General features: G+C 64.2%; 20 protein-coding genes and 1 tRNA gene. 15 read left to right on the top strand and 6 right to left on the bottom strand.

Annotated elements, in window-relative coordinates; translation table 11 throughout:
- The first annotated feature begins 54 nt into the window (after window positions 1–54).
- The 3 genes from CHX26_RS12165 (at window position 55) to CHX26_RS12155 (ending at window position 1,386) form a co-directional block, all read left to right on the top strand.
- Window positions 55–279, top strand: coding sequence for a F0F1 ATP synthase subunit C (locus CHX26_RS12165; protein WP_054118254.1), 225 nt, complete (start codon window positions 55–57; stop codon window positions 277–279).
- A gap of 89 nt (window positions 280–368) precedes the next feature.
- Window positions 369–863: a F0F1 ATP synthase subunit B family protein gene (locus CHX26_RS12160; RefSeq protein ID WP_104942594.1), complete on the top strand. Its 495-nt coding sequence runs from the start codon at window positions 369–371 to the stop codon at window positions 861–863.
- Window positions 856–1,386, top strand: coding sequence for a F0F1 ATP synthase subunit B family protein (locus tag CHX26_RS12155; RefSeq protein WP_104942593.1), 531 nt, complete (start codon window positions 856–858; stop codon window positions 1,384–1,386). Before CHX26_RS12160 ends, CHX26_RS12155 begins: the two co-directional genes overlap by 8 nt.
- 17 nt (window positions 1,387–1,403) lie before the next feature.
- Here CHX26_RS12155 and CHX26_RS16235 read toward each other — a convergent pair whose 3' ends face one another.
- From CHX26_RS16235 to aroA, 6 genes are all read right to left on the bottom strand, one after another.
- On the bottom strand, window positions 1,404–2,978 hold the full coding sequence (locus tag CHX26_RS16235; protein WP_335682302.1) for an NADPH:quinone oxidoreductase family protein: 1,575 nt from the start codon (window positions 2,976–2,978) through the stop codon (window positions 1,404–1,406).
- Between the two features lie 4 nt (window positions 2,979–2,982).
- Window positions 2,983–3,738: a hydroxyacylglutathione hydrolase gene (gene gloB, locus CHX26_RS12140; protein WP_104942591.1), complete on the bottom strand. Its 756-nt coding sequence runs from the start codon at window positions 3,736–3,738 to the stop codon at window positions 2,983–2,985.
- Window positions 3,739–3,916: 178 nt separating this feature from the next.
- Window positions 3,917–5,623 carry a 30S ribosomal protein S1 gene (gene rpsA / locus CHX26_RS12135; protein WP_104942590.1) on the bottom strand — a complete coding sequence of 569 codons (1,707 nt, stop codon included), beginning with the start codon at window positions 5,621–5,623 and terminating at the stop codon, window positions 3,917–3,919.
- A gap of 215 nt (window positions 5,624–5,838) precedes the next feature.
- Window positions 5,839–6,459: a (d)CMP kinase gene (locus CHX26_RS12130; RefSeq protein ID WP_104942589.1), complete on the bottom strand. Its 621-nt coding sequence runs from the start codon at window positions 6,457–6,459 to the stop codon at window positions 5,839–5,841.
- A complete protein-coding gene (locus tag CHX26_RS12125) occupies window positions 6,456–6,719 on the bottom strand; it encodes a CBU_0592 family membrane protein (RefSeq protein ID WP_104942588.1) in 264 nt (87 codons plus the stop codon). Before CHX26_RS12125 ends, CHX26_RS12130 begins: the two co-directional genes overlap by 4 nt.
- Window positions 6,716–8,035 (bottom strand): 3-phosphoshikimate 1-carboxyvinyltransferase, encoded by a 1,320-nt coding sequence (aroA, locus tag CHX26_RS12120; RefSeq protein WP_104942587.1) that lies wholly within the window; start codon window positions 8,033–8,035, stop codon window positions 6,716–6,718. Before aroA ends, CHX26_RS12125 begins: the two co-directional genes overlap by 4 nt.
- Window positions 8,036–8,209: 174 nt before the next feature.
- Here aroA and CHX26_RS12115 point away from each other — a divergent pair, with 174 nt between their 5' ends.
- From CHX26_RS12115 to CHX26_RS12065, 12 genes are all read left to right on the top strand, one after another.
- The gene (locus CHX26_RS12115; RefSeq protein ID WP_104942586.1) at window positions 8,210–8,551 is read left to right on the top strand and encodes a TIGR02300 family protein; all 342 of its coding nucleotides are present in this window, start codon (window positions 8,210–8,212) and stop codon (window positions 8,549–8,551) included.
- 88 nt (window positions 8,552–8,639) lie between these two features.
- A tRNA-Ala gene (locus tag CHX26_RS12110) sits at window positions 8,640–8,715 on the top strand.
- A gap of 134 nt (window positions 8,716–8,849) precedes the next feature.
- Window positions 8,850–10,313: a signal recognition particle protein gene (ffh, locus tag CHX26_RS12105; protein ID WP_104942585.1), complete on the top strand. Its 1,464-nt coding sequence runs from the start codon at window positions 8,850–8,852 to the stop codon at window positions 10,311–10,313.
- A 55-nt stretch (window positions 10,314–10,368) separates the two neighbouring features.
- The gene (rpsP, locus tag CHX26_RS12100) at window positions 10,369–10,854 is read left to right on the top strand and encodes a 30S ribosomal protein S16 (protein WP_104942584.1); all 486 of its coding nucleotides are present in this window, start codon (window positions 10,369–10,371) and stop codon (window positions 10,852–10,854) included.
- 8 nt (window positions 10,855–10,862) lie between these two features.
- Window positions 10,863–11,363, top strand: a complete 501-nt coding sequence (rimM, locus tag CHX26_RS12095; protein WP_104942583.1) for a ribosome maturation factor RimM — start codon at window positions 10,863–10,865, stop codon at window positions 11,361–11,363.
- Between the two features lie 3 nt (window positions 11,364–11,366).
- A complete protein-coding gene (locus CHX26_RS12090) occupies window positions 11,367–11,912 on the top strand; it encodes a glycine-rich domain-containing protein (RefSeq protein WP_104942582.1) in 546 nt (181 codons plus the stop codon).
- The gene (locus tag CHX26_RS12085) at window positions 11,912–12,727 is read left to right on the top strand and encodes a TIGR04222 domain-containing membrane protein (RefSeq protein ID WP_104942581.1); all 816 of its coding nucleotides are present in this window, start codon (window positions 11,912–11,914) and stop codon (window positions 12,725–12,727) included. The genes CHX26_RS12090 and CHX26_RS12085 overlap by 1 nt, the downstream gene beginning before the upstream one ends.
- 23 nt (window positions 12,728–12,750) lie before the next feature.
- The gene (locus CHX26_RS12080) at window positions 12,751–13,704 is read left to right on the top strand and encodes a carbon-nitrogen hydrolase family protein (protein WP_104942580.1); all 954 of its coding nucleotides are present in this window, start codon (window positions 12,751–12,753) and stop codon (window positions 13,702–13,704) included.
- Window positions 13,692–13,922 (top strand): hypothetical protein, encoded by a 231-nt coding sequence (locus tag CHX26_RS15750; RefSeq protein ID WP_146107733.1) that lies wholly within the window; start codon window positions 13,692–13,694, stop codon window positions 13,920–13,922. Before CHX26_RS12080 ends, CHX26_RS15750 begins: the two co-directional genes overlap by 13 nt.
- A complete protein-coding gene (trmD, locus tag CHX26_RS12075; RefSeq protein ID WP_104942579.1) occupies window positions 13,919–14,770 on the top strand; it encodes a tRNA (guanosine(37)-N1)-methyltransferase TrmD in 852 nt (283 codons plus the stop codon). The genes CHX26_RS15750 and trmD overlap by 4 nt, the downstream gene beginning before the upstream one ends.
- Window positions 14,748–15,116 (top strand): 50S ribosomal protein L19, encoded by a 369-nt coding sequence (gene rplS / locus CHX26_RS12070; RefSeq protein ID WP_104942578.1) that lies wholly within the window; start codon window positions 14,748–14,750, stop codon window positions 15,114–15,116. The genes trmD and rplS overlap by 23 nt, the downstream gene beginning before the upstream one ends.
- 143 nt (window positions 15,117–15,259) lie before the next feature.
- Window positions 15,260–17,503, top strand: coding sequence for a S9 family peptidase (locus CHX26_RS12065; protein WP_104942577.1), 2,244 nt, complete (start codon window positions 15,260–15,262; stop codon window positions 17,501–17,503).
- Window positions 17,504–17,584: the final 81 nt, after the last annotated feature.

Raw genomic sequence — 17,584 nt, 5'->3', positions numbered from 1 at the left:
GCTCTCTTAACACCCCTCATCAACACACAGATTTTTATCAAGGAGTTTAGTATCATGGACGCTACTGCTGCAGCTCTTCTCGGTGCCGGTCTCGCGGCGATCGGTGCCGGTCTCGCCGCGCTCGGCGTGGGTAACGTGTTCGCCTCGTTCCTCGAAGGCGCGCTGCGCAATCCGGGTGCTGCCGACGGCCAGCAGGGCCGCCTGTTCATCGGCTTTGCGGCTGCCGAACTGCTCGGCCTGCTCGCCTTCGTGATCGCCGTTCTGCTGATCTTCCGCTAAGACGGCATACGGCCCTTCGGGTGCTTGCTGGGTTTGCCCCAAGCGCCCGGATGGCCGTTCCACAGGCGCTTTCCGGCTAAAGGTCAACAATGCCTCAGATCGATCAAATCGCCGATACGCTGTCGAGCCAGGTGTTCTGGCTGCTCGTGTTCTTCGGTCTCACGTTCTTCGTCGTTGGTCTCGGGATGGTTCCCAAGATCATGGGGACTGTGGACCTGCGAGACCAGCAGATCGCGGGCGACCTTGCCGCGGCTCAGGCTGCCCGTGACGCGGCCGATAGCGAAGAAGCAGCTTGGCGCACCCGTGAAAATGCAAACCGGGCTGCGGCTCAGGCGCTCATCGGCGAAGCCAAGGCGAAGGCGGCAGCGGCCAGTGCGGCCAAGCTGGCCGATGCGCAGGGCCGGCTTGATGCTCGGCTTGCGGAAGCCGAAACCGCGATTGAAGCTGCCCGCGCCAGTGCGATGGCTGAAGTCGAGGGCGTGGCTGCTGACGCAGCGCGTGACATCGTCGCCCGTGTCGCCGGGGCCGAAGTCGAACTCGCTGCGGCAGAAGCCGCAGTCAAGGAGGTGATGGCGCATGGCTGATATTCTGCTGCTGCTCGCCAGCGGGGCTGATGGCCACGCCGAACCGGGTGTCCTGGGCATGGATTCCTATCAGTGGGTCGCGCTCGCGATGACCGTGCTGATCGCGGTGTTCATCTGGAAGAAGGTTCCCGGCATCATCACCGGTGGGCTCGACGCCAAGATCGCCGAGATCCGCCGGGCGCTGGACGAGGCCAAGGCCCTGCGCGCGGAAGCCGAAGCCTTGCGCGCTGAGTATGCGGCCAAGATTGCCGGTGCCGAAAAGGACGCCGAAGCGATGCTCGCCGGTGCCCGAGAGGAAGCCGATGCGATCCTGGCCAAGGCCGAGGCGGACAGCGAAGTGATGGTCGCCCGCCGCCAGCGCATGGCCGAAGACAAGATTGCTGCTGCCGAGCGTGCTGCCGTGGCCGAAGTCAAGGCCAAGGCAGTCACCGCCGCAGCCGCTGCCTCCAAGGTGCTGATCGTCAAGGCCCATGACAAGAAGGCCGACAAGAAGCTCGCCGACGAGGTCATCTCCTCGCTCTGAGCCACGCATTTTTCCGGTTACGGAGAGGGGGGCGGTCCAGCGAGGCCGCCCTTTTTCTTTTGTCCGTCGCAGTTTATGCGTTGGCAGAACGGGAGACAATCATGCGAAATCCTTCCGCCCTGTGGTTGATCATGCCGGCCCTCGGCATTTCGGCATTGCTCGCTGCCAAGACCGACGGAACGCACGCGCCCATTGCGCTGTGGGGCCAATTCACGACCGAGAGCACATCGGCGGACGTCAAGGCGTTCAAGGCCTCGCTTGAGAAGAAGCGGGTCGAGGTGCTGCCCGGCTGCGAGGCTCCGATTGGTTATCGCACCGAGAAGAAGGCGTTGGTCACCATCATCTTTGCCGCGCAGGACGGCGATGCCGATTGCCACGCGCGCCTGCTTCGCCAGTTTCGCGCTGATCTGGGCGAGCCCGAAACGGATCAGGTCACCTTCGGCAGCGTCATCGGCTATGGCGGTGGCGGGGTGCTGGATACGACTTCGCCGGGCGTGGCCCTGATCTGGCGCGAAGGCGAGAAGAAGACCAAGCTGATCAAGACGCCCGGCAATGGCTACAATCTGATCTTCACTGTGCGCGAGGACAAATACCTCTATTGAAGAGGCGCGCCTAGCCGCCCGGCACGAACACCACTTTACCCACCAGCTGGCGCTGCGCCATCGCCTCGAACCCTCGCGCCAGCGGGAGAGGGGCAGAGTGCGGTCGATCGCGGGAGTGATGCGGCTTTCTTCGGCCAGAGCGTTGATCGCGGCGCTGATGGCACGGCCCCGCTCGGGAAAGCGGCGGGCGTATTCGCCGGCGCGCAGGCCGACGATGCTGAAGCCCTTGATCAGCGGGATGTTGGTGGAGATGTCTGCAATCCTTCCGCTCGTGAAGCCCACCACCACCAGCTTGCCGCCGAAGGCGACGCAGCGGGTCGATTCGTCGAACACGTCTCCGCCGACGGGATCAAAGACGATGTCGCACAGAGCGCCGCCGGTCACGTCAGCGACCTGTTCGCGGAAGCGGCCTTCGGCGAGGATCACTGCGTCGGGCTGGGCGAGGGCAGCGATGCGCTCGGCCTTGTCGGCGCTGCCGGTGGTGGCGATCACCCGCGCGCCTAGCGCCCGCGCCAGATCGCAAGCAGCAAGACCAACGCCGCCGCTCGCGCCGTGGACTAGTACCCATTGGCCAGCCTGCAATCCGCCGAGTTCGACCAGTCCGGTGTAAGCAGTCGAATAGGCCGCGCCCATGGCCGCCGCCTGCGGGAAATCCATGCCCTTGGGCATCGGAGCAAGTTTGCCTGCCGGAACGCTTGCTAGTTCGGCAAAGGCCCCGGTCTTGTTGCCGCCCATCACCCGGTCGCCGGGTGCAAAGCCGCTTTCAGGATCGGCCTCCAGAACCTCGCCCGCGAATTCGAGACCGCTTGTGAAGGGCAGTTCGGGTTTGAACTGGTAGCCCCCCTGCGTCATCAGCAGGTCAGGGAAGTTGAGCGAAGCCGCGCCCATCTGCACCAGCACCTCGCCGGGCGCCCGAACAGGCGGCGGCAGGTCAGCCAATATCATCCCGGACAGATCGTCCGACAGACGTTCGACCCGGAGGGCCTGCATCGCTCTAGAAATTGTCCTTGGCCGCCCGAAGCGCTGCGAAGGTCTCATGCGGCACGGCGCCGCCCCATTTCGTCATAATCGCCGGATCGTCGGCGCGCAGGAACGGGTTGGTGGCAAGCTCGCGTTCGAGCGTGGTCGGCACCGTCCATTCGTTCCGAGCGCGCTTGGCGGCGATTTCGTCAGCATAGGCCTGCAAGGCGGCATTGTCAGGATCGGCATGGAGCGCGAACTTCGCGTTCGATGCGGTGTATTCGTGCGCGCAGTAAAGCAGCGTCTGGGGCGGCAGAGCCTTGATGCGGCTGAGGCTCGTCCAGAACTGCTTCGGCTCACCCTCGAACATCCGCCCGCAGCCCAGCGCGAACACCGAATCGCCGACGAAGGCGACCCCGGCGCTGGCGAGGTGGAAGGCGATATGGCCATTGGTGTGGCCCGAAACGTCGAGCACCGCGGCTTGCGTCTCGCCAAGCATCACCGTGTCGCCATGGCCAACGATCCGGTCGATCGGGAACCTGCCTTCGACTTCCGCCGGGCCTGTGATCGTGCAGCCGGTCGCAGCCTTGATGGCTTCATTGCCGCCCGCGTGATCAGGGTGCCAGTGGGTGTTCCAGATCTGAGTGATGCGCCAGCCTTTTAGCTCGGCCTGGCGCAGGTATTCGGTGCCGTCGGGGGTGTCGATCGCGGCAGTTTCATGGCTGTCGGTGTCGTGGACGAGATAGCCGTAGTTGTCGCTGAGGCAGGGGAACTGGTGAACATGGATCATGCCCGGCACCCTACAGCCGCCGCCGCCAAAGGAAAAGGCCCGCCTGCTCAGTTAGAGCAGACGGGCCTTTACCAGCTTACGGTAGATTGATTGCTCCCCTTCCGCCCTCAAGTAGCGGAGCGGTAGGGCAACAAGGACTCACCGAGGACGCCCGCCTTGAGGGGCGGGCGCACTCAAATTACTCAGCGCCCTTCTTGAGGGCAGCGCCGAGGATGTCGCCGAGCGAAGCGCCCGAATCCGACGAACCGAACTGTGCCACGGCTTCCTTTTCTTCGGCGATCTGACGCGCCTTGATCGAGAAGTTGGGCTTCTTCGAACGGTCGAAGCCGATCACCATCGCATCGACCTTGCTGCCGACCTGGAAGCGGTCGGGGCGCTGTTCGTCGCGGTCGCGGCCAAGGTCGCTGCGCTTGATGAAGCCGGTCGCGCCGTCTTCGCCAACCTGCACTTCCAGCCCACCGTCGCGCACTTCGAGCACGGTGACAGTAACGGTCTGGTTCTTGCGCAGGCTCGAACCGCTGGTCGCTGCTTCTGCCGAAGGCGCACCCTTTTCAAGCTGCTTCATGCCGAGGCTGATGCGCTCCTTCTCGACATCCACATCGAGCACCACGGCCTTGACCATCTCGCCCTTGCGGTGGAGCGCCAGCGCGTCCTCGCCCGAGATGCCCCAGGCAATGTCCGACATGTGCACCATGCCGTCGACGTCGCCATCGAGGCCGATGAACAGGCCGAATTCGGTCGCGTTCTTGACTTCGCCTTCGACCTGCGATCCGACCGGGTGCTTTTCGGCGAACTCGTCCCACGGATTGCGCTGGGCCTGCTTGAGGCCGAGGCTGATGCGGCGCTTGTCGCTGTCGACTTCGAGCACCATCACTTCGACTTCCTGCGAGGTCGAGACGATCTTGCCCGGGTGAACGTTCTTTTTGGTCCAGCTCATTTCCGAAACGTGGACGAGGCCTTCGATGCCCGGCTCCAGTTCGACGAAGGCGCCGTATTCGGTGATGTTGGTGACCTGACCCGACAGCTTCATGCCGACCGGGTACTTGGCGGCGACGCCATCCCACGGATCGCTTTCGAGCTGCTTCATGCCGAGGCTGATGCGCTGCGTTTCGGCGTTGATGCGCACGATCTGCACGGTCACGGTATCGCCGATGGCGATCACTTCGCTCGGGTGGTTGACGCGCTTGTAGCTCATGTCGGTGACATGCAGCAGGCCGTCGATGCCGCCGAGATCGACGAAGGCACCGTAATCGGTGATGTTCTTGACCACGCCGTCGATGATCTGGCCTTCGACCAGGTCATTGATGAGCTCGCTGCGCTGTTCGGCGCGGGTTTCTTCGAGGACGGCACGGCGCGAGACGACGATATTGCCGCGGCGACGGTCCATCTTGAGGATCTGGAAGGGCTGCGGCACGTCCATCAGCGGGGTGACGTCGCGCACCGGGCGGATGTCGACCTGCGAGCCGGGGAGGAACGCCACGGCGCCATCGAGGTCGACAGTGAAGCCGCCCTTGACGCGGCCGAAGATGCGGCCTTCGACGCGCTTGCCTTCGCCGAACTCGCTTTCCAGCTTGTCCCACGCGGCTTCGCGGCGGGCGCGGTCACGCGAGAGCATGGCTTCGCCATCGGCGTTCTCGACGCGGTCAACGAAGACTTCGACTTCGCCGCCGACGGTCAACCCGTGGTCGTCCTCGCCACGCGAGAATTCCTTGAGGGGGATGCGGCCTTCGCTCTTGAGGCCGACGTCGATCACGGCATAGCCGTTTTCGATCGCGGTGACGGTGCCCTTGACGACGCGGCCTTCGAAGCCGTCTTCGCCGGCGCCGCCGAGCTGTTCATTGAGGAGCGCCTCGAAATCGGCGCGGGTGGGCATTTGACTTGCCATAGTGGAACCAGTCCTGTTTCGTTGTGCTACCGGCCACCGGTTTTTCCGGGGTCTTTCTCCGCTTCCCAGGCACCATTGCCGGGGCTGGCGGGGCAAGAGGCAGACTTCCGCGCGCGGCCCCATGCCGAACGCGCAGGTTCCATCAATCACGGATGATCGGTGAGAACGCGGCGGCCCCTAGGGGAGGGATGCGCGAAAAGCAAGGAAAACCGGGTCTACCCGACCCGCGCCAGCACGGCTTCGATCGCGGCTTCGATCGCGCCGTCGCGGCTAAAGCAGGTGGTGTCGAGCACCAGAGCGTCGGGCGCGGCGATCAGTGGTGCGTCCTTGCGGCCCATGTCGCGGGCGTCGCGGGCGGCGATGTCGCGTTCGATTTCCGCGAGGGCAACGTCGATCCCGCGCCCGGTCATCTCCAGCCAGCGGCGGCGGGCGCGTTCGGCAACACTGGCGGTGACGAACAGCTTCACTTCGGCTTCAGGCGCGATGACCGTGCCGATATCGCGCCCGTCGAGCACCGCGCCGCCTGCTTGCGTCGCAAAAGCGCGCTGGCGTTCGTAAAGCGCGCGGCGCACCGCCGGATGCACCGAAACCCGGCTCGCGAAGCCGCCGACTTCCTCGGAACGAAGATTCTCGTCTTCGAGCAAGGCTGCGGGAAAGTCGCAGGCCGCCAGCGCATCGACCGAACTTTCGGGATCTCCACCATTCAGCTGCACCTGCCGTCCGACCGCCCGGTAGAGCAGGCCGGTGTCGAGGTGCGGCAGTCCGAAATGGGCAGCGAGCGCCTTGGCAATGGTACCCTTTCCGCTGGCAGTTGGGCCATCGACGGCGATGATCATGCGGCCTCCTGCTTGCGGCTGCGCCAGGCCCGCACCAGTCCGAGAATGGCGATTGAGGCCCAGAAGAACTCGAGCACCAGGCTCGCCCAATTGGTGTGGTAGACCAGAGAGACAGTCAACAGCGCCGCGCCTATAAGGTTGGTGCCGTGCAGGACGAAGGGATTGGTCGCTCTGGCGAGCGTCAGATAGGCGTAGGCACCGATGATGCAGGCCGTGCCGACAAGTCCGACGATGCTCGGCCAGTCGAGCGGGGTGTTCACGCGGTCGCCTCGGCCAGCAGACCCATGAAGGTCGGGAAGCTCGTGTTGATCGGCGCAATGTCATCGACGCTCACGCCATTGCGGCTGACAAGGCCCGCCACTGCCATGCTCATGGCGATGCGATGATCGAGCCGGGTCGCCACGTTCGCACCTTCGGGCGTGCCGGGGAGCGGTTCGCCGCGGCTTCCATGGATCGTAAGACCATCCTCGTGCTCCTCCACCCGCGCACCGGCAAGCTGGAGAGCGGCGGCCATGGCGGCGAGCCGGTCGCTTTCCTTGACGCGTAGCTCCTCAAGCCCCGAGGTGCGGGTGGTACCATTGGCGAGGGCTGCCGCGACGAACAGCACCGGAAACTCATCGATCATCGCAGGTGCGATTGCCGGATCGACATCCACCCCCGAAAGTGGGGCATGGCGCACGCGCAAATCAGCCACCGGCTCGCCGCCGACCTCGCGGCGGTTCTCTTCCGTGATATCCGCACCCATCTGGCGCAGCACTTCGACCAGCCCCGCGCGGGTCGGGTTGAGGCCGACATTCATGATCGTAAGATCGCTCCCCGGCACGATGCTGGCCGCGACCATGAAGAAGGCGGCTGAGGAAGGATCGCCCGGCACGACCACGTCGCAGGGCTTGAGATCAGCCTCGCCGTGGATGGCGATCACCGTTTCGCCATTCTCCTCGCCCACGTCGAGCTTCGCGCCGAAGCCGGTAAGCATCCGCTCGGTATGATCGCGGGTGGCGACAGGCTCGATCACGCGGGTGATGCCGGGGGTGTTGAGCCCGGCGAGCAGCACCGCGCTTTTGACCTGCGCGCTCGCAACTGGCAGGCGGTAAGTGATTGGTACTGCGGGCGATGCACCGCGCAGCATCAGGGGAAGGGTCCCGCCTGCCGAGGCTTCGATGCTGGCGCCCATCTGGCTTAGTGGATCGATCACGCGCTTCATCGGGCGACCTGAAAGGCTGGCGTCACCGATAAAGGTGGCGGTGATCGCATGACTGGCGACCAGACCCATCAGCAGGCGGGTTGAGGTGCCAGAATTGCCCATGTCGAGCGCCTGCCTTGGCTCCAGCAGAGTTCCCACGCCCACACCGTCGACCGTCCATGCCCCATCGTCCCCGCGCGCAATCTGCGCTCCGAAGGCGCGCATGGCTGCCGCCGTCGCCAGCACGTCCTCGCCTTCGAGCAGTCCGGTGATCCGGCTCCGCCCTACGGCAAGGCCTGCGAACATCAGCGAACGGTGGCTGATCGACTTGTCGCCCGGAACGCGGATTGCGCCCTTGAGCGGGTTGGTGCGCGAGAAGCGGTGGCTGGTCATAAGGCCGCGGTCTTTGACAGCGCCCCGCGGTTCTGGCAAGGCGCGCCGCGTTTGCCCGCCTGGCTCTTGATAAAGAGCTTGCCGGGAGCCAAATTTTTCGAAAAAGCCACCCACGATTTTTAAAGCTGCCCGGCCCGCCCTTGCTGAAGGGTCGGCCCGATTTGAGGAACTACAATGGCCAAGCCCGAATGGGGTACCAAGCGTACCTGCCCGAAATGCGGCGAGCGTTTCTACGATCTCGGCAAGGAAGATCCGGTTACCTGCATCGAATGCGGTGAGACGTGGACGCCTGAACCGGTGCTCAAGTCCAAGCAGCCGATTCCCTTCGAGGAAGCCGAGAAGAAGAAGGACGTCGAAGCCGATGCCGATCTGGGCGGCGATGACGATATCGATGATCTGGAAGACATCGAGGACATCGACGAAGACGGCGATTCGCCCGACAATGATGTCGACCTCGGCGGTGACGACGATCTTGGCGTTGCCACTTCGGGCGACGACGACGACGACGAATCCTGATTTTTCGCTTGCAAGCCGGGGGCGGCCCCACTAATGGCCGCCTCCCGCAGGCAGGGTGCAATGCTCTGCTTCGCATGATGACTGGCTCGGGGCCTTAGCTCAGCTGGGAGAGCGCAACACTGGCAGTGTTGAGGTCAGCGGTTCGATCCCGCTAGGCTCCACCAGTCACCACTGATCAAAGACGATTATGTCGTTCCCCCTTAGGGGCGCATTATCGCAACGCTGGCCGACGAGGTTTCGTCCGCCGGCGTTTTTCGCATTTTCCGGGTGCCTCGGTGTCCGGCAGGAGAAGCAGGCGATGTTCGATACCCTGTCCGACCGGCTTGGCGGCGTATTCGACAAGCTCAAGGGCCGCGGCGCGCTGCGCGAGCAGGACGTGCGCGACGCCATGCGCGAAGTGCGCATCGCTCTCCTCGAAGCCGACGTGGCGCTCCCCGTCGCCCGGCGCTTCATCGATGCCGTCACCGAAAAGGCTGTCGGTCAGGATGTCCTGAAGTCGGTCACGCCGGGGCAGATGGTCATCAAGATCGTCCATGACGAACTGGTCGAGACGCTGGGCGGGATGGAGGTCGAGGGCCTCAAGCTGGACGCCAAGCCCCCGGTCGTGATCATGATGGTGGGCCTTCAGGGCTCAGGGAAAACCACCACCACCGCCAAGCTTGCCAAGCTGATCCGCGAACGCCACGGGAAGAAGGCCTTGATGGCCTCGCTCGACGTCAACCGTCCGGCTGCGCAGGAACAGCTGGCCGTGCTGGGCGGGCAGGTCGATGTCGCGACCCTGCCGATCGTGGCGGGCCAGCAGCCGGTCGATATCGCGCGCCGGGCGATGGAAGCGGCGCGCTTGCAGAACTTCGACGTGCTGCTGCTCGATACGGCGGGCCGCCTGCATGTCGATGATGCGTTGATGGCCGAAATGAAGGCCGTCGCCAGCGTCTCGGCCCCCAATGAAGTGCTGCTGGTGGTCGATTCGCTCACCGGTCAGGACGCGGTCAATGTCGCCCAGTCGTTCAGTGGTGAAGTGCCTCTGACCGGCGTGGTGCTGACTCGCATGGACGGCGATGCACGCGGCGGTGCGGCACTCTCGATGCGTGCTGTGACGGGCAAGCCGATCAAGTTCGCCGGGACCGGCGAAAAGCTCGACGCGATCGAACCCTTCCGCCCTGGCTCCGTCGCCGATCGTATCCTCGGCATGGGCGACGTCGTCAGCCTCGTCGAAAAGGCGGCTGCCACGATCAAGGAAGCCGACGCCGAAAAGATGGCGCGCAACCTTGAGAAGGGCAAGTTCGACCTCGACGATCTGGCCATGCAGCTGAAGCAGATGCGCAATATGGGCGGGCTGGGCATGCTCGCTGGCATGATGCCCGGCATGAAAAAGGCCAAGGCCGCGATGGCCAATTCGGGCATGGACGACAAGGTGCTCGTCCATATGGAGGCGATCATCTCCTCCATGACCCCAAAGGAGCGCGCGAATCCCGATCTGATGAACGCCAAGCGCAAGAAGCGTGTGGCCGCAGGCAGCGGGACCGATGTGCAGACGGTCAACAAGGTGCTGAAGATGCACCAGGAAATGGCCCGCGCGATGAAGCAGATCAAGAAGATGGGCGGGCTGAAGGGCCTTGCTGCGATGTTCGGCGGCGGGGGCGGTCCGATGGGCGGGATGCCCGGTATGGGCGGCGGCGGTGGTGGTCTCCCCGGCCTTGGCGGTCCCGGTGGCCCGATGGGCGGTCTGCCCGGTCTTGGCGGGCCGCCGCGCAAGAAATAATTTCAAGTCAGTTCTTTAAGTTCAGCAGTTCAAATTCAATCGAAAGGTAACTCACATGTCGATCTCCATCCGGCTCTCGCGCGGCGGTGCCAAGAAGCGTCCTTATTACCGCATCGTCGTCGCCAACAGCCGTTCGCCCCGCGATGGCAAGTATCTTGAGCAGATCGGGACCTATAATCCGCTGCTCGCCAAGGATTCGCCGGAGCGCGTGAAGCTGGTCGAAGACCGCGCCCGCTACTGGCTGGGCGTCGGCGCGCAGCCGACCGATCGCGTCGCCCGCTTCCTCGACGCCGCCGGCATCAAGGAGCGTGCGGCCCGCAACAACCCCAAGAAGGGCGAACCGGGCGAGAAGGCCAAGGAGCGTGCCGAAGAACGTGCCGCCAAGATCGCCGAGGCCGAAGAAGCCGCACGCGCTGCCGAGGAAGAAGCCAAGGCCGCTGCCGCTGCCCCGGCTGTGGAAGAAGCACCCGCCGAGGAAGCGCCGGCTGCCGAAGAAGCTCCTGCTGAAGAAGCCGCTGCTGAAGAGCAGGCCGAAGGCTGAACTCGCACATGACCAGGCCCGTCACCCTCGCTGCCATTGCCGGCGCGCATGGGGTGACGGGCGAGGTGCGCCTGAAGCTGTTCGGTGAAGGCGTCGCGGCGCTCTCACGGCACAAGTGCTTCAATGATGGTGCGCTGACCCTCATCAAGGTGCGCGACGACGGCAAGGGCGGGGCCATCGCCCGCTTTGCCGAAAGCACCTCCCGTGCCGATGCCGAACGCTTGCGCGGCACCGCGCTGAACGTCCCTCGCGACGCCCTGCCTCCCTTGGGCGAGGGCGAATTCTACCACGCCGACCTGCTCGGGCTGCCGGTCGTTACCGATAGTGGTGACGCCATCGGCTCCGTGCTCGCCATCGAGAACTATGGCGCGACCGATATTATCGAGATCACCCGCAATCCCGTCCCCGAAAAGGGACCGAAGACCTTCATGGTGCCGTTGATTCCCGCAGCGGTGCGCGAGTGGGATGATCGCCGACTTGTGATCGCAGCGGAATTCGCTGAAGAATAGGGCGTGAGCCCGCCTGGTACCGTCCTCTGGCAACGCATCGCCGATCACGAAATCGGCCCTGCTGACGCATCACTGACTTTCGCTGCCCGTCTAGCCCGCGAGAACCGTTGGGAAGCGGCCTATGCCGAAAGGGTAATCGGGGAATACCGCCGTCTCTGTTATCTCGCCGTCACCGCCGGGCATCCGGTGACACCTTCTGATGCGGTCGATCAGGCCTGGCATCTCCACCTCACCTATAGCCGTGATTATTGGGAAGTGTTCTGCCCTCAGGTCCTAGGCACGAACCTCCATCACGGTCCGACACAGGGCGGCGTGGCCGAGCATCAGCGGTACTATCGCCAGTATGCCGCCACTCTTGCCTCCTATGAAACGATCTTCGGAGAATCCCCTCCTGCCGATATCTGGCCGGCCGCCTATAGGCGCTTCACCATCGATCCGAAGGCGGTTCGCGTTAACTTTTTCGATGTTATCATTCTTCCTCGCCGGGTCGCGCTGGCGTTGGGTCTGCTTCTTGTTGTGGGAGGCTGGCTCGCGGGAAGGATAATGTGATGCAGCTGTTCTCGTCCTGGACGGGCAGCGACTTCGTGCTGTTTTATGTGATAATGCTGGGCCTTGCGACGGCCGCAGCATGGTGGATCCCTGCAAACCTGCGCCAACCAGGTCGGCGCGGTGCCCCAAAAGATCTAGAAGCCATGGCCCTGCTGTCAGGCGGACGGTCCCGATTCGCTGATTCGCTGCTGGCCGATCTTTATGTGCGCGGAGGGTTGGTGGCAGCGGACAAGGGCAAACTCACCGTGGCCGATACCTCCTTGTCGACGAGCCCTGCGGGCAAGGCGCTGCTCGGTACCAGAACGCCGATTTCACCGGGTGATGCCGCCAAGCTGCTGGCTCCCCACGCCGATAGTGTTGCCGCGCGGCTGCAGCGTGCTGGCCTGCTGCTCCGGCCCGAGGAACATGCGCGCCTGCGCTGGCTGTCGATCACGCCCTTTGCCGTCTTGTTGATGATCGGCCTCTACCGCCAACGCGCCGGGAGCGTTCTGGGCGAGCCGACGGGCTATCTTGTCGCCCTGCTCGTGCTGACGGCAGGATTGGCTTTATTCCGTCTCGTCCGCAGCGATCCTCGCACGGCAGCTGGAGTTGCGACCTTGCGCGAACTGCGTGCACGAAACAATCGCATCGCCCGCGCGCCGCAGGCTGAGGAGGCTGCGATGGCCGTTGCCCTGTTCGGCACCGGAGTGCTGGTCGGTACACCATGGGAGGCAGTTCACACCATGCGCCAGCAGAACGGCGACGGTGGCGGAGCCGATGGCAGCAGCGACGGCGGCGGCGATGGTGGCGGTGGCTGCGGCGGTTGCGGGGGCTGATTTGCGCGACTAAGCGCAAGGGCATGACCAGTCTTTACGTTGCTGTTGTCCAAGCCGCGCCGATCCCGCTCGATTTTCAGGCGGGGATCGACAAGGCCCTTGGGCTCGCCCGCGAAGCCATTGATAATGGCGCGAAGGTGGTGGCCTTCGGCGAGACCTTTCTGGGCGGCTATCCGCTGTGGCTTGATGAAGCCCCCGGCGCGGCGCTGTGGGATCATCCCGGCACGCGGGCGCTGCATGCGATCATGCTGGAACAGGCGGTGGTCGCCAATGACGAGCGCCTTTTGCCCTTGCAGGAACTGGCTGACGCGAGCGGAGCGATCATCTCCATCGGCGCGCATGAGCGGGTGCGGCGCAGCCTCGTCAACAACCAGCTGACCTTCCGCCCGGGCCTGCCGGTGCTCGACCATCGCAAGCTGGTGCCCACCCACGGGGAGCGCCTGATCTGGGCGCGCGGTGATGGTTCAACGCTGGGGGTGCATCAGGCCGAGTGGGGCCGCCTCGGCACGCTGATCTGCTGGGAGCACTGGATGCCCTTGGCGCGCGCGGCGATGCACAATCTCGGCGAGGATGTGCATATCGCGGCGTGGCCGACGGTGCGGGAGAGCCATGCGATTGCCTCGCGGCATTATGCGATGGAGGGGCGCTGCTTCGTGCTGGCGGCGGGGCTGGTGCAGACGAAGGACGATCTGCTTGTGGGGCTGGAGCGGGTGGGCGGGCCTGATGATGCCCGCGAACTGCTCGAAGCCATCCCCGGCGAGGTGCTCAACCGCGGCGGCTCCCTGATCGCCGCGCCCGACACCCGCGTGATCGCGCAAGCGGGCGAGGGGGAGGAGACGCTCTTCGCCGAACTAGATTTGGCTGAGGTCGCCGAGGGGCTGGCGAACCTCGATACCGATGGGCATTATGCGCGGCCGGATATTTTCGAGCTGACAGTTGATACGCGGGCGAAGGAGGGGGTTAATTGGCTGAATTGACCATCCATCATTTGATGGCATTTGCTCGAACTTCAGCTCGAGATGCGCCCGCCAACGAATTTTCTTGTCTTGATGGTTGCAGTAGGCCTGTTGAAGTGCCGACCTTGGAAGTAGCTACGCTGCTGTTTTTCCTCGTTCCTGTTGCCTTTGCAATTGCGTGGTTGTTGTCTCGGACTTCCAAAATCGGATCGAAGACGAAAGACAAGAATTTCGAATGACCTTCACCGCCACCATCCTCACGCTCTACCCGGAGATGTTCCCCGGGCCGCTCGGGCATTCCATCGCGGGGCGCGCGCTGGCGGAGGCCAAGTGGGCCTGCGAGACGGTGCAGATCCGCGACTTTGCCACCGACAAGCACCGCACCGTCGACGATACCCCCGCAGGCGGCGGGGCGGGGATGGTGCTCAAGTGCGATGTGCTGGCGCGGGCTTTGGATAGCGTGCAGGAGCCGGAAAAACTCCGTTCGTCTCGAGCGCAGTCGAGAGACAGTGACACACAGAAAGGTGTCTCGACTTCGCTCGACACGAACGGGGAAGGTGTAACGCGCCCCGTCCTCGCCATGACCCCGCGCGGCAAACCCATCACGCAAGCCCGCATCCGGGAGCTTGCGGCAGGCCCCGGCGTCATCATCCTGTGCGGGCGGTTCGAGGGGTTCGATGAACGCCTGTTCGAAGCCCGGCCCGCAATCGAGCAGGTCAGCCTCGCCGACATCGTGTTATCGGGCGGCGAGATGGCGGCGCTCACCATCCTTGACGCTTGCATTCGCCTAATTCCCGGCGTAATGGGCGCCACCTTGAGCGGGGCGGAAGAGTCGTACGAAAACGGCCTTCTCGAATACCCGCACTATACCCGACCTCAGGAATGGGAAGGGCGCACGATCCCCGAAGTGCTGCGATCGGGGGATCATGCGAAGATCGCTGCTTGGCGCAAGGCAAGGAGCGAGGACGACACACGGTCACGCAGGCCGGACTTGTGGGAGCGCCATGAGGGTGCTCGGGTCCAGTCTGCCTCTGGCGCGCGGCAAAAACGAAGGAACCGGACCAGTGAACCTGATCCAGCAGATTGAAGCCGAAGAAATCGCCAAGTCCGGCAAGGACATCCCCGAATTCCGCGCAGGCGACACCGTCCGCGTCGGCGTGAAGGTGAAGGAAGGCAACCGCGAGCGTATTCAGAACTATGAAGGCGTCGTGATCGCCCGTTCGAACCGCGGCATGGGTTCGAACTTCACTGTGCGCAAGATGAGCTTTGGCGAAGGCGTCGAGCGCGTTTTCCCGCTCTACTCGCCGATCGTCGAGAGCATCACCGTGGTCCGCCGCGGCGTGGTGCGCCGCGCCAAGCTCTATTACCTGCGCGGCCGCACCGGCAAGAGCGCACGTATCGTCGAGCGCAAGGCGACCGCGCCCAAGGCGTAAGGCGTCTCAGCCACCGAAACACGAAGGGCGGTGCCGCAAGGTGCCGCCCTTTTCGTTTGTACCTCTTGCCTTTGGGCTGCGCGGTTGCGAGGAACGTGGCGCGCCGCAGCTTGTGCGGTCTGCCACGACGAGGTGAGCTTTGAATGCGTTCGGTTCTTGCTGCGGTTGCCCTTTCCCTCTCCACCTGTCTGACAACGCCCGTCCTTGCGGAGACGCCAGCCATGTCTGAGGCCGAAGCGCCCACTCTGTCCTTCGAACGCGTCTTTGCCTCCCCCGGCCTTGATGGCCCTGCGCCGCGACAGGTGAAGCTGTCGCCTGATGGCCGCTATCTCACCCTGCTCAGGAACCGCGCTGACGAACGCGAGCGCTATGACCTGTGGGGCTATGACATCGAAACCCGCGAATGGCGGATGCTGGTCGATTCGGCCAAGCTCGGCAGCGGCAAGGAGCTTTCCGAGGACGAAAAGATGCAGCGCGAGCGCGCCCGCGTCGCCGGGCTCAAGGGCATCATTACCTATCAATGGTCGAGCGACGGTAGCGGAGTGCTGGTGCCGCTCGACGGCGATCTGTTTCTGGCAAAGCTCGATGGCACCGTCACGCGTCTGACCGACACCGAAGAAACAGAACTCAACCCCAAGCTGTCGAGCAAGGGCGGCTATGTCTCCTTCGTGCGCGACCGGCGGCTGTGGACCGGGCCGGTGGGCGGCGAGGCTGCGCCGATTACCCCCGCCGACGAGGCCGAGACGATCCGCTGGGGCGAGGCAGAATTCGTCGCGCAGGAGGAAATGGCGCGCCTTCAGGGCTACTGGTGGTCGCCCGATGACAGCCGCATCGTCGTCCAGCGCACCGATGAAAGCCCGGTCGGCATCGTCACCCGTGCGGCAATCGGGGCCAAGGGCACCAAGGTGTTTGACCAGCGCTATCCGGCCGCGGGCACCGACAATGCCGTGGTCGAACTCTACATGATGGACCCGGACGGCGGAAACAGCGTCAAGGTCGATCTCGGGCTCAACATCGACATCTATGTCGCCCGCGTCGACTGGGCGCCGGATGCGAGCGCGATCTACGTCCAGCGCCAGGATCGCGCGCAGACGAAAATCGACATGCTTCGGGTCGATCCTGTCACGGGTGCGAGCACCGTCTGGTTCACCGAGAACGCAGCGCGGCCCGATTACTGGGTCAACCTCTCGGACAATTACCGCTTCCTCAAGGACGGCAGCCTGCTGTGGTGGTCGGAGCGAGATGGTTACGGCCATTTCTACCGCTACGATGGCGGGGCATGGCAGCAGCTCACCAACGGTACCTCGCCCACGACTTCGCTGGTCGGCGTCGACGAGGCAGCGGGCACCTTTACCTATCAGGCGACGGCAGATGTGCTGACCCAGCAGATATATCGCGCGCGGCTGGATGGCACCGGGGAGCCCGAGTTGCTTACCGATCCCGCCTTCACCAATTCCGCGAGCATGGATGGGGCGGGGCGGCTGCTCTACGTTTCGCGCTCCGGCCCGAACCAGCCGCCGCAATCCTATCTGGCGACGCCGGATGGCGCGCGAGTGGCGTGGATTGAGGAGAACCGCATCGAGGGCGACCACCCCTACGCCCCCTTCCTGGCCAGCCACGTGATGCCCGAATTCGGCACTATTGCCGCCGAGGACGGCACACCGCTCCACTGGATGATGATGAAGCCCGAGATAGAACCTGGTAAGCGTTACCCTGTATTCTTCCAGCACTATGGCGGGCCGGGGCCGCAGACCGTGACCAAGGGCTGGGGCGGGGCGCTGGCGCAGGCGATTGTCGACAAGGGCTATATCTTCTTCGAACTCGACAATCGCGGCTCGGCCAACCGGGGCGTGGATTTCGAACAGCCGCTCTACCGCGCGATGGGCGGGGCCGAAGTGCGCGACCAGAAGGCAGGGGCGCAGTTCCTGAAGGCGCTCGACTTCGTCGATCCCGACAAGATCGCGACCTATGGTTGGTCCTATGGCGGCTACATGACGCTGAAGATGCTGGAGGCAGACCCCGGTCTCTATGCGGCGGGCATTTCCGGCGCACCGGTGACCCGCTGGGAGCTTTACGACACCCACTATACCGAACGCTATATGGGAGATCCCCGCGAGGTGCCGGAGGCCTACGAGACAGCCAGCGCCATTCCCGACGCGACGAAAATCGCCGATCCGCTGTTGCTGATCCACGGCATGGCAGACGATAACGTGGTGTTCGAGAACGCCTCGGAACTCATTTCTGTGCTGCAGGAAAGCAACACGCCGTTCGAGATGATGCTCTACCCCGGCTACACCCACCGCGTCTCCGGCCCCAAGATCGGCCCGCATGTGTGGAATTCGATCTTCCGCTTCCTTGAACGCCACGGGGTGACCCCGCCGCAGTAATTCATGGGGGCGGAATAGGTCTGCACCGCGCTGTTAGCAGTTGCGCTTGGGCCAAGTGCCGCTATTTCGCACCTGCAAAAT

Source organism: Porphyrobacter sp. HT-58-2, from assembly GCF_002952215.1.
Taxonomy (GTDB): domain Bacteria; phylum Pseudomonadota; class Alphaproteobacteria; order Sphingomonadales; family Sphingomonadaceae; genus Erythrobacter.
Note: the sequence above shows the minus strand (reverse complement) of the source record. Positions and strands in the feature narration are given on the sequence as shown.

Coding starts and splice junctions, on each gene's coding strand:
- CHX26_RS12165 (WP_054118254.1), top strand. CDS start 55: ATGGACGCTACTGCTGCAGCTCTTCTCGGTGCCGGTCTCGCGGCGATC.
- CHX26_RS12160 (WP_104942594.1), top strand. CDS start 369: ATGCCTCAGATCGATCAAATCGCCGATACGCTGTCGAGCCAGGTGTTC.
- CHX26_RS12155 (WP_104942593.1), top strand. CDS start 856: ATGGCTGATATTCTGCTGCTGCTCGCCAGCGGGGCTGATGGCCACGCC.
- CHX26_RS16235 (WP_335682302.1), bottom strand. CDS start 2,978: ATGCAGGCCCTCCGGGTCGAACGTCTGTCGGACGATCTGTCCGGGATG.
- gloB (WP_104942591.1), bottom strand. CDS start 3,738: ATGATCCATGTTCACCAGTTCCCCTGCCTCAGCGACAACTACGGCTAT.
- rpsA (WP_104942590.1), bottom strand. CDS start 5,623: ATGGCAAGTCAAATGCCCACCCGCGCCGATTTCGAGGCGCTCCTCAAT.
- CHX26_RS12130 (WP_104942589.1), bottom strand. CDS start 6,459: ATGATCATCGCCGTCGATGGCCCAACTGCCAGCGGAAAGGGTACCATT.
- aroA (WP_104942587.1), bottom strand. CDS start 8,035: ATGACCAGCCACCGCTTCTCGCGCACCAACCCGCTCAAGGGCGCAATC.
- CHX26_RS12115 (WP_104942586.1), top strand. CDS start 8,210: ATGGCCAAGCCCGAATGGGGTACCAAGCGTACCTGCCCGAAATGCGGC.
- ffh (WP_104942585.1), top strand. CDS start 8,850: ATGTTCGATACCCTGTCCGACCGGCTTGGCGGCGTATTCGACAAGCTC.
- rpsP (WP_104942584.1), top strand. CDS start 10,369: ATGTCGATCTCCATCCGGCTCTCGCGCGGCGGTGCCAAGAAGCGTCCT.
- rimM (WP_104942583.1), top strand. CDS start 10,863: ATGACCAGGCCCGTCACCCTCGCTGCCATTGCCGGCGCGCATGGGGTG.
- CHX26_RS12085 (WP_104942581.1), top strand. CDS start 11,912: ATGCAGCTGTTCTCGTCCTGGACGGGCAGCGACTTCGTGCTGTTTTAT.
- CHX26_RS12080 (WP_104942580.1), top strand. CDS start 12,751: ATGACCAGTCTTTACGTTGCTGTTGTCCAAGCCGCGCCGATCCCGCTC.
- trmD (WP_104942579.1), top strand. CDS start 13,919: ATGACCTTCACCGCCACCATCCTCACGCTCTACCCGGAGATGTTCCCC.
- CHX26_RS12065 (WP_104942577.1), top strand. CDS start 15,260: ATGCGTTCGGTTCTTGCTGCGGTTGCCCTTTCCCTCTCCACCTGTCTG.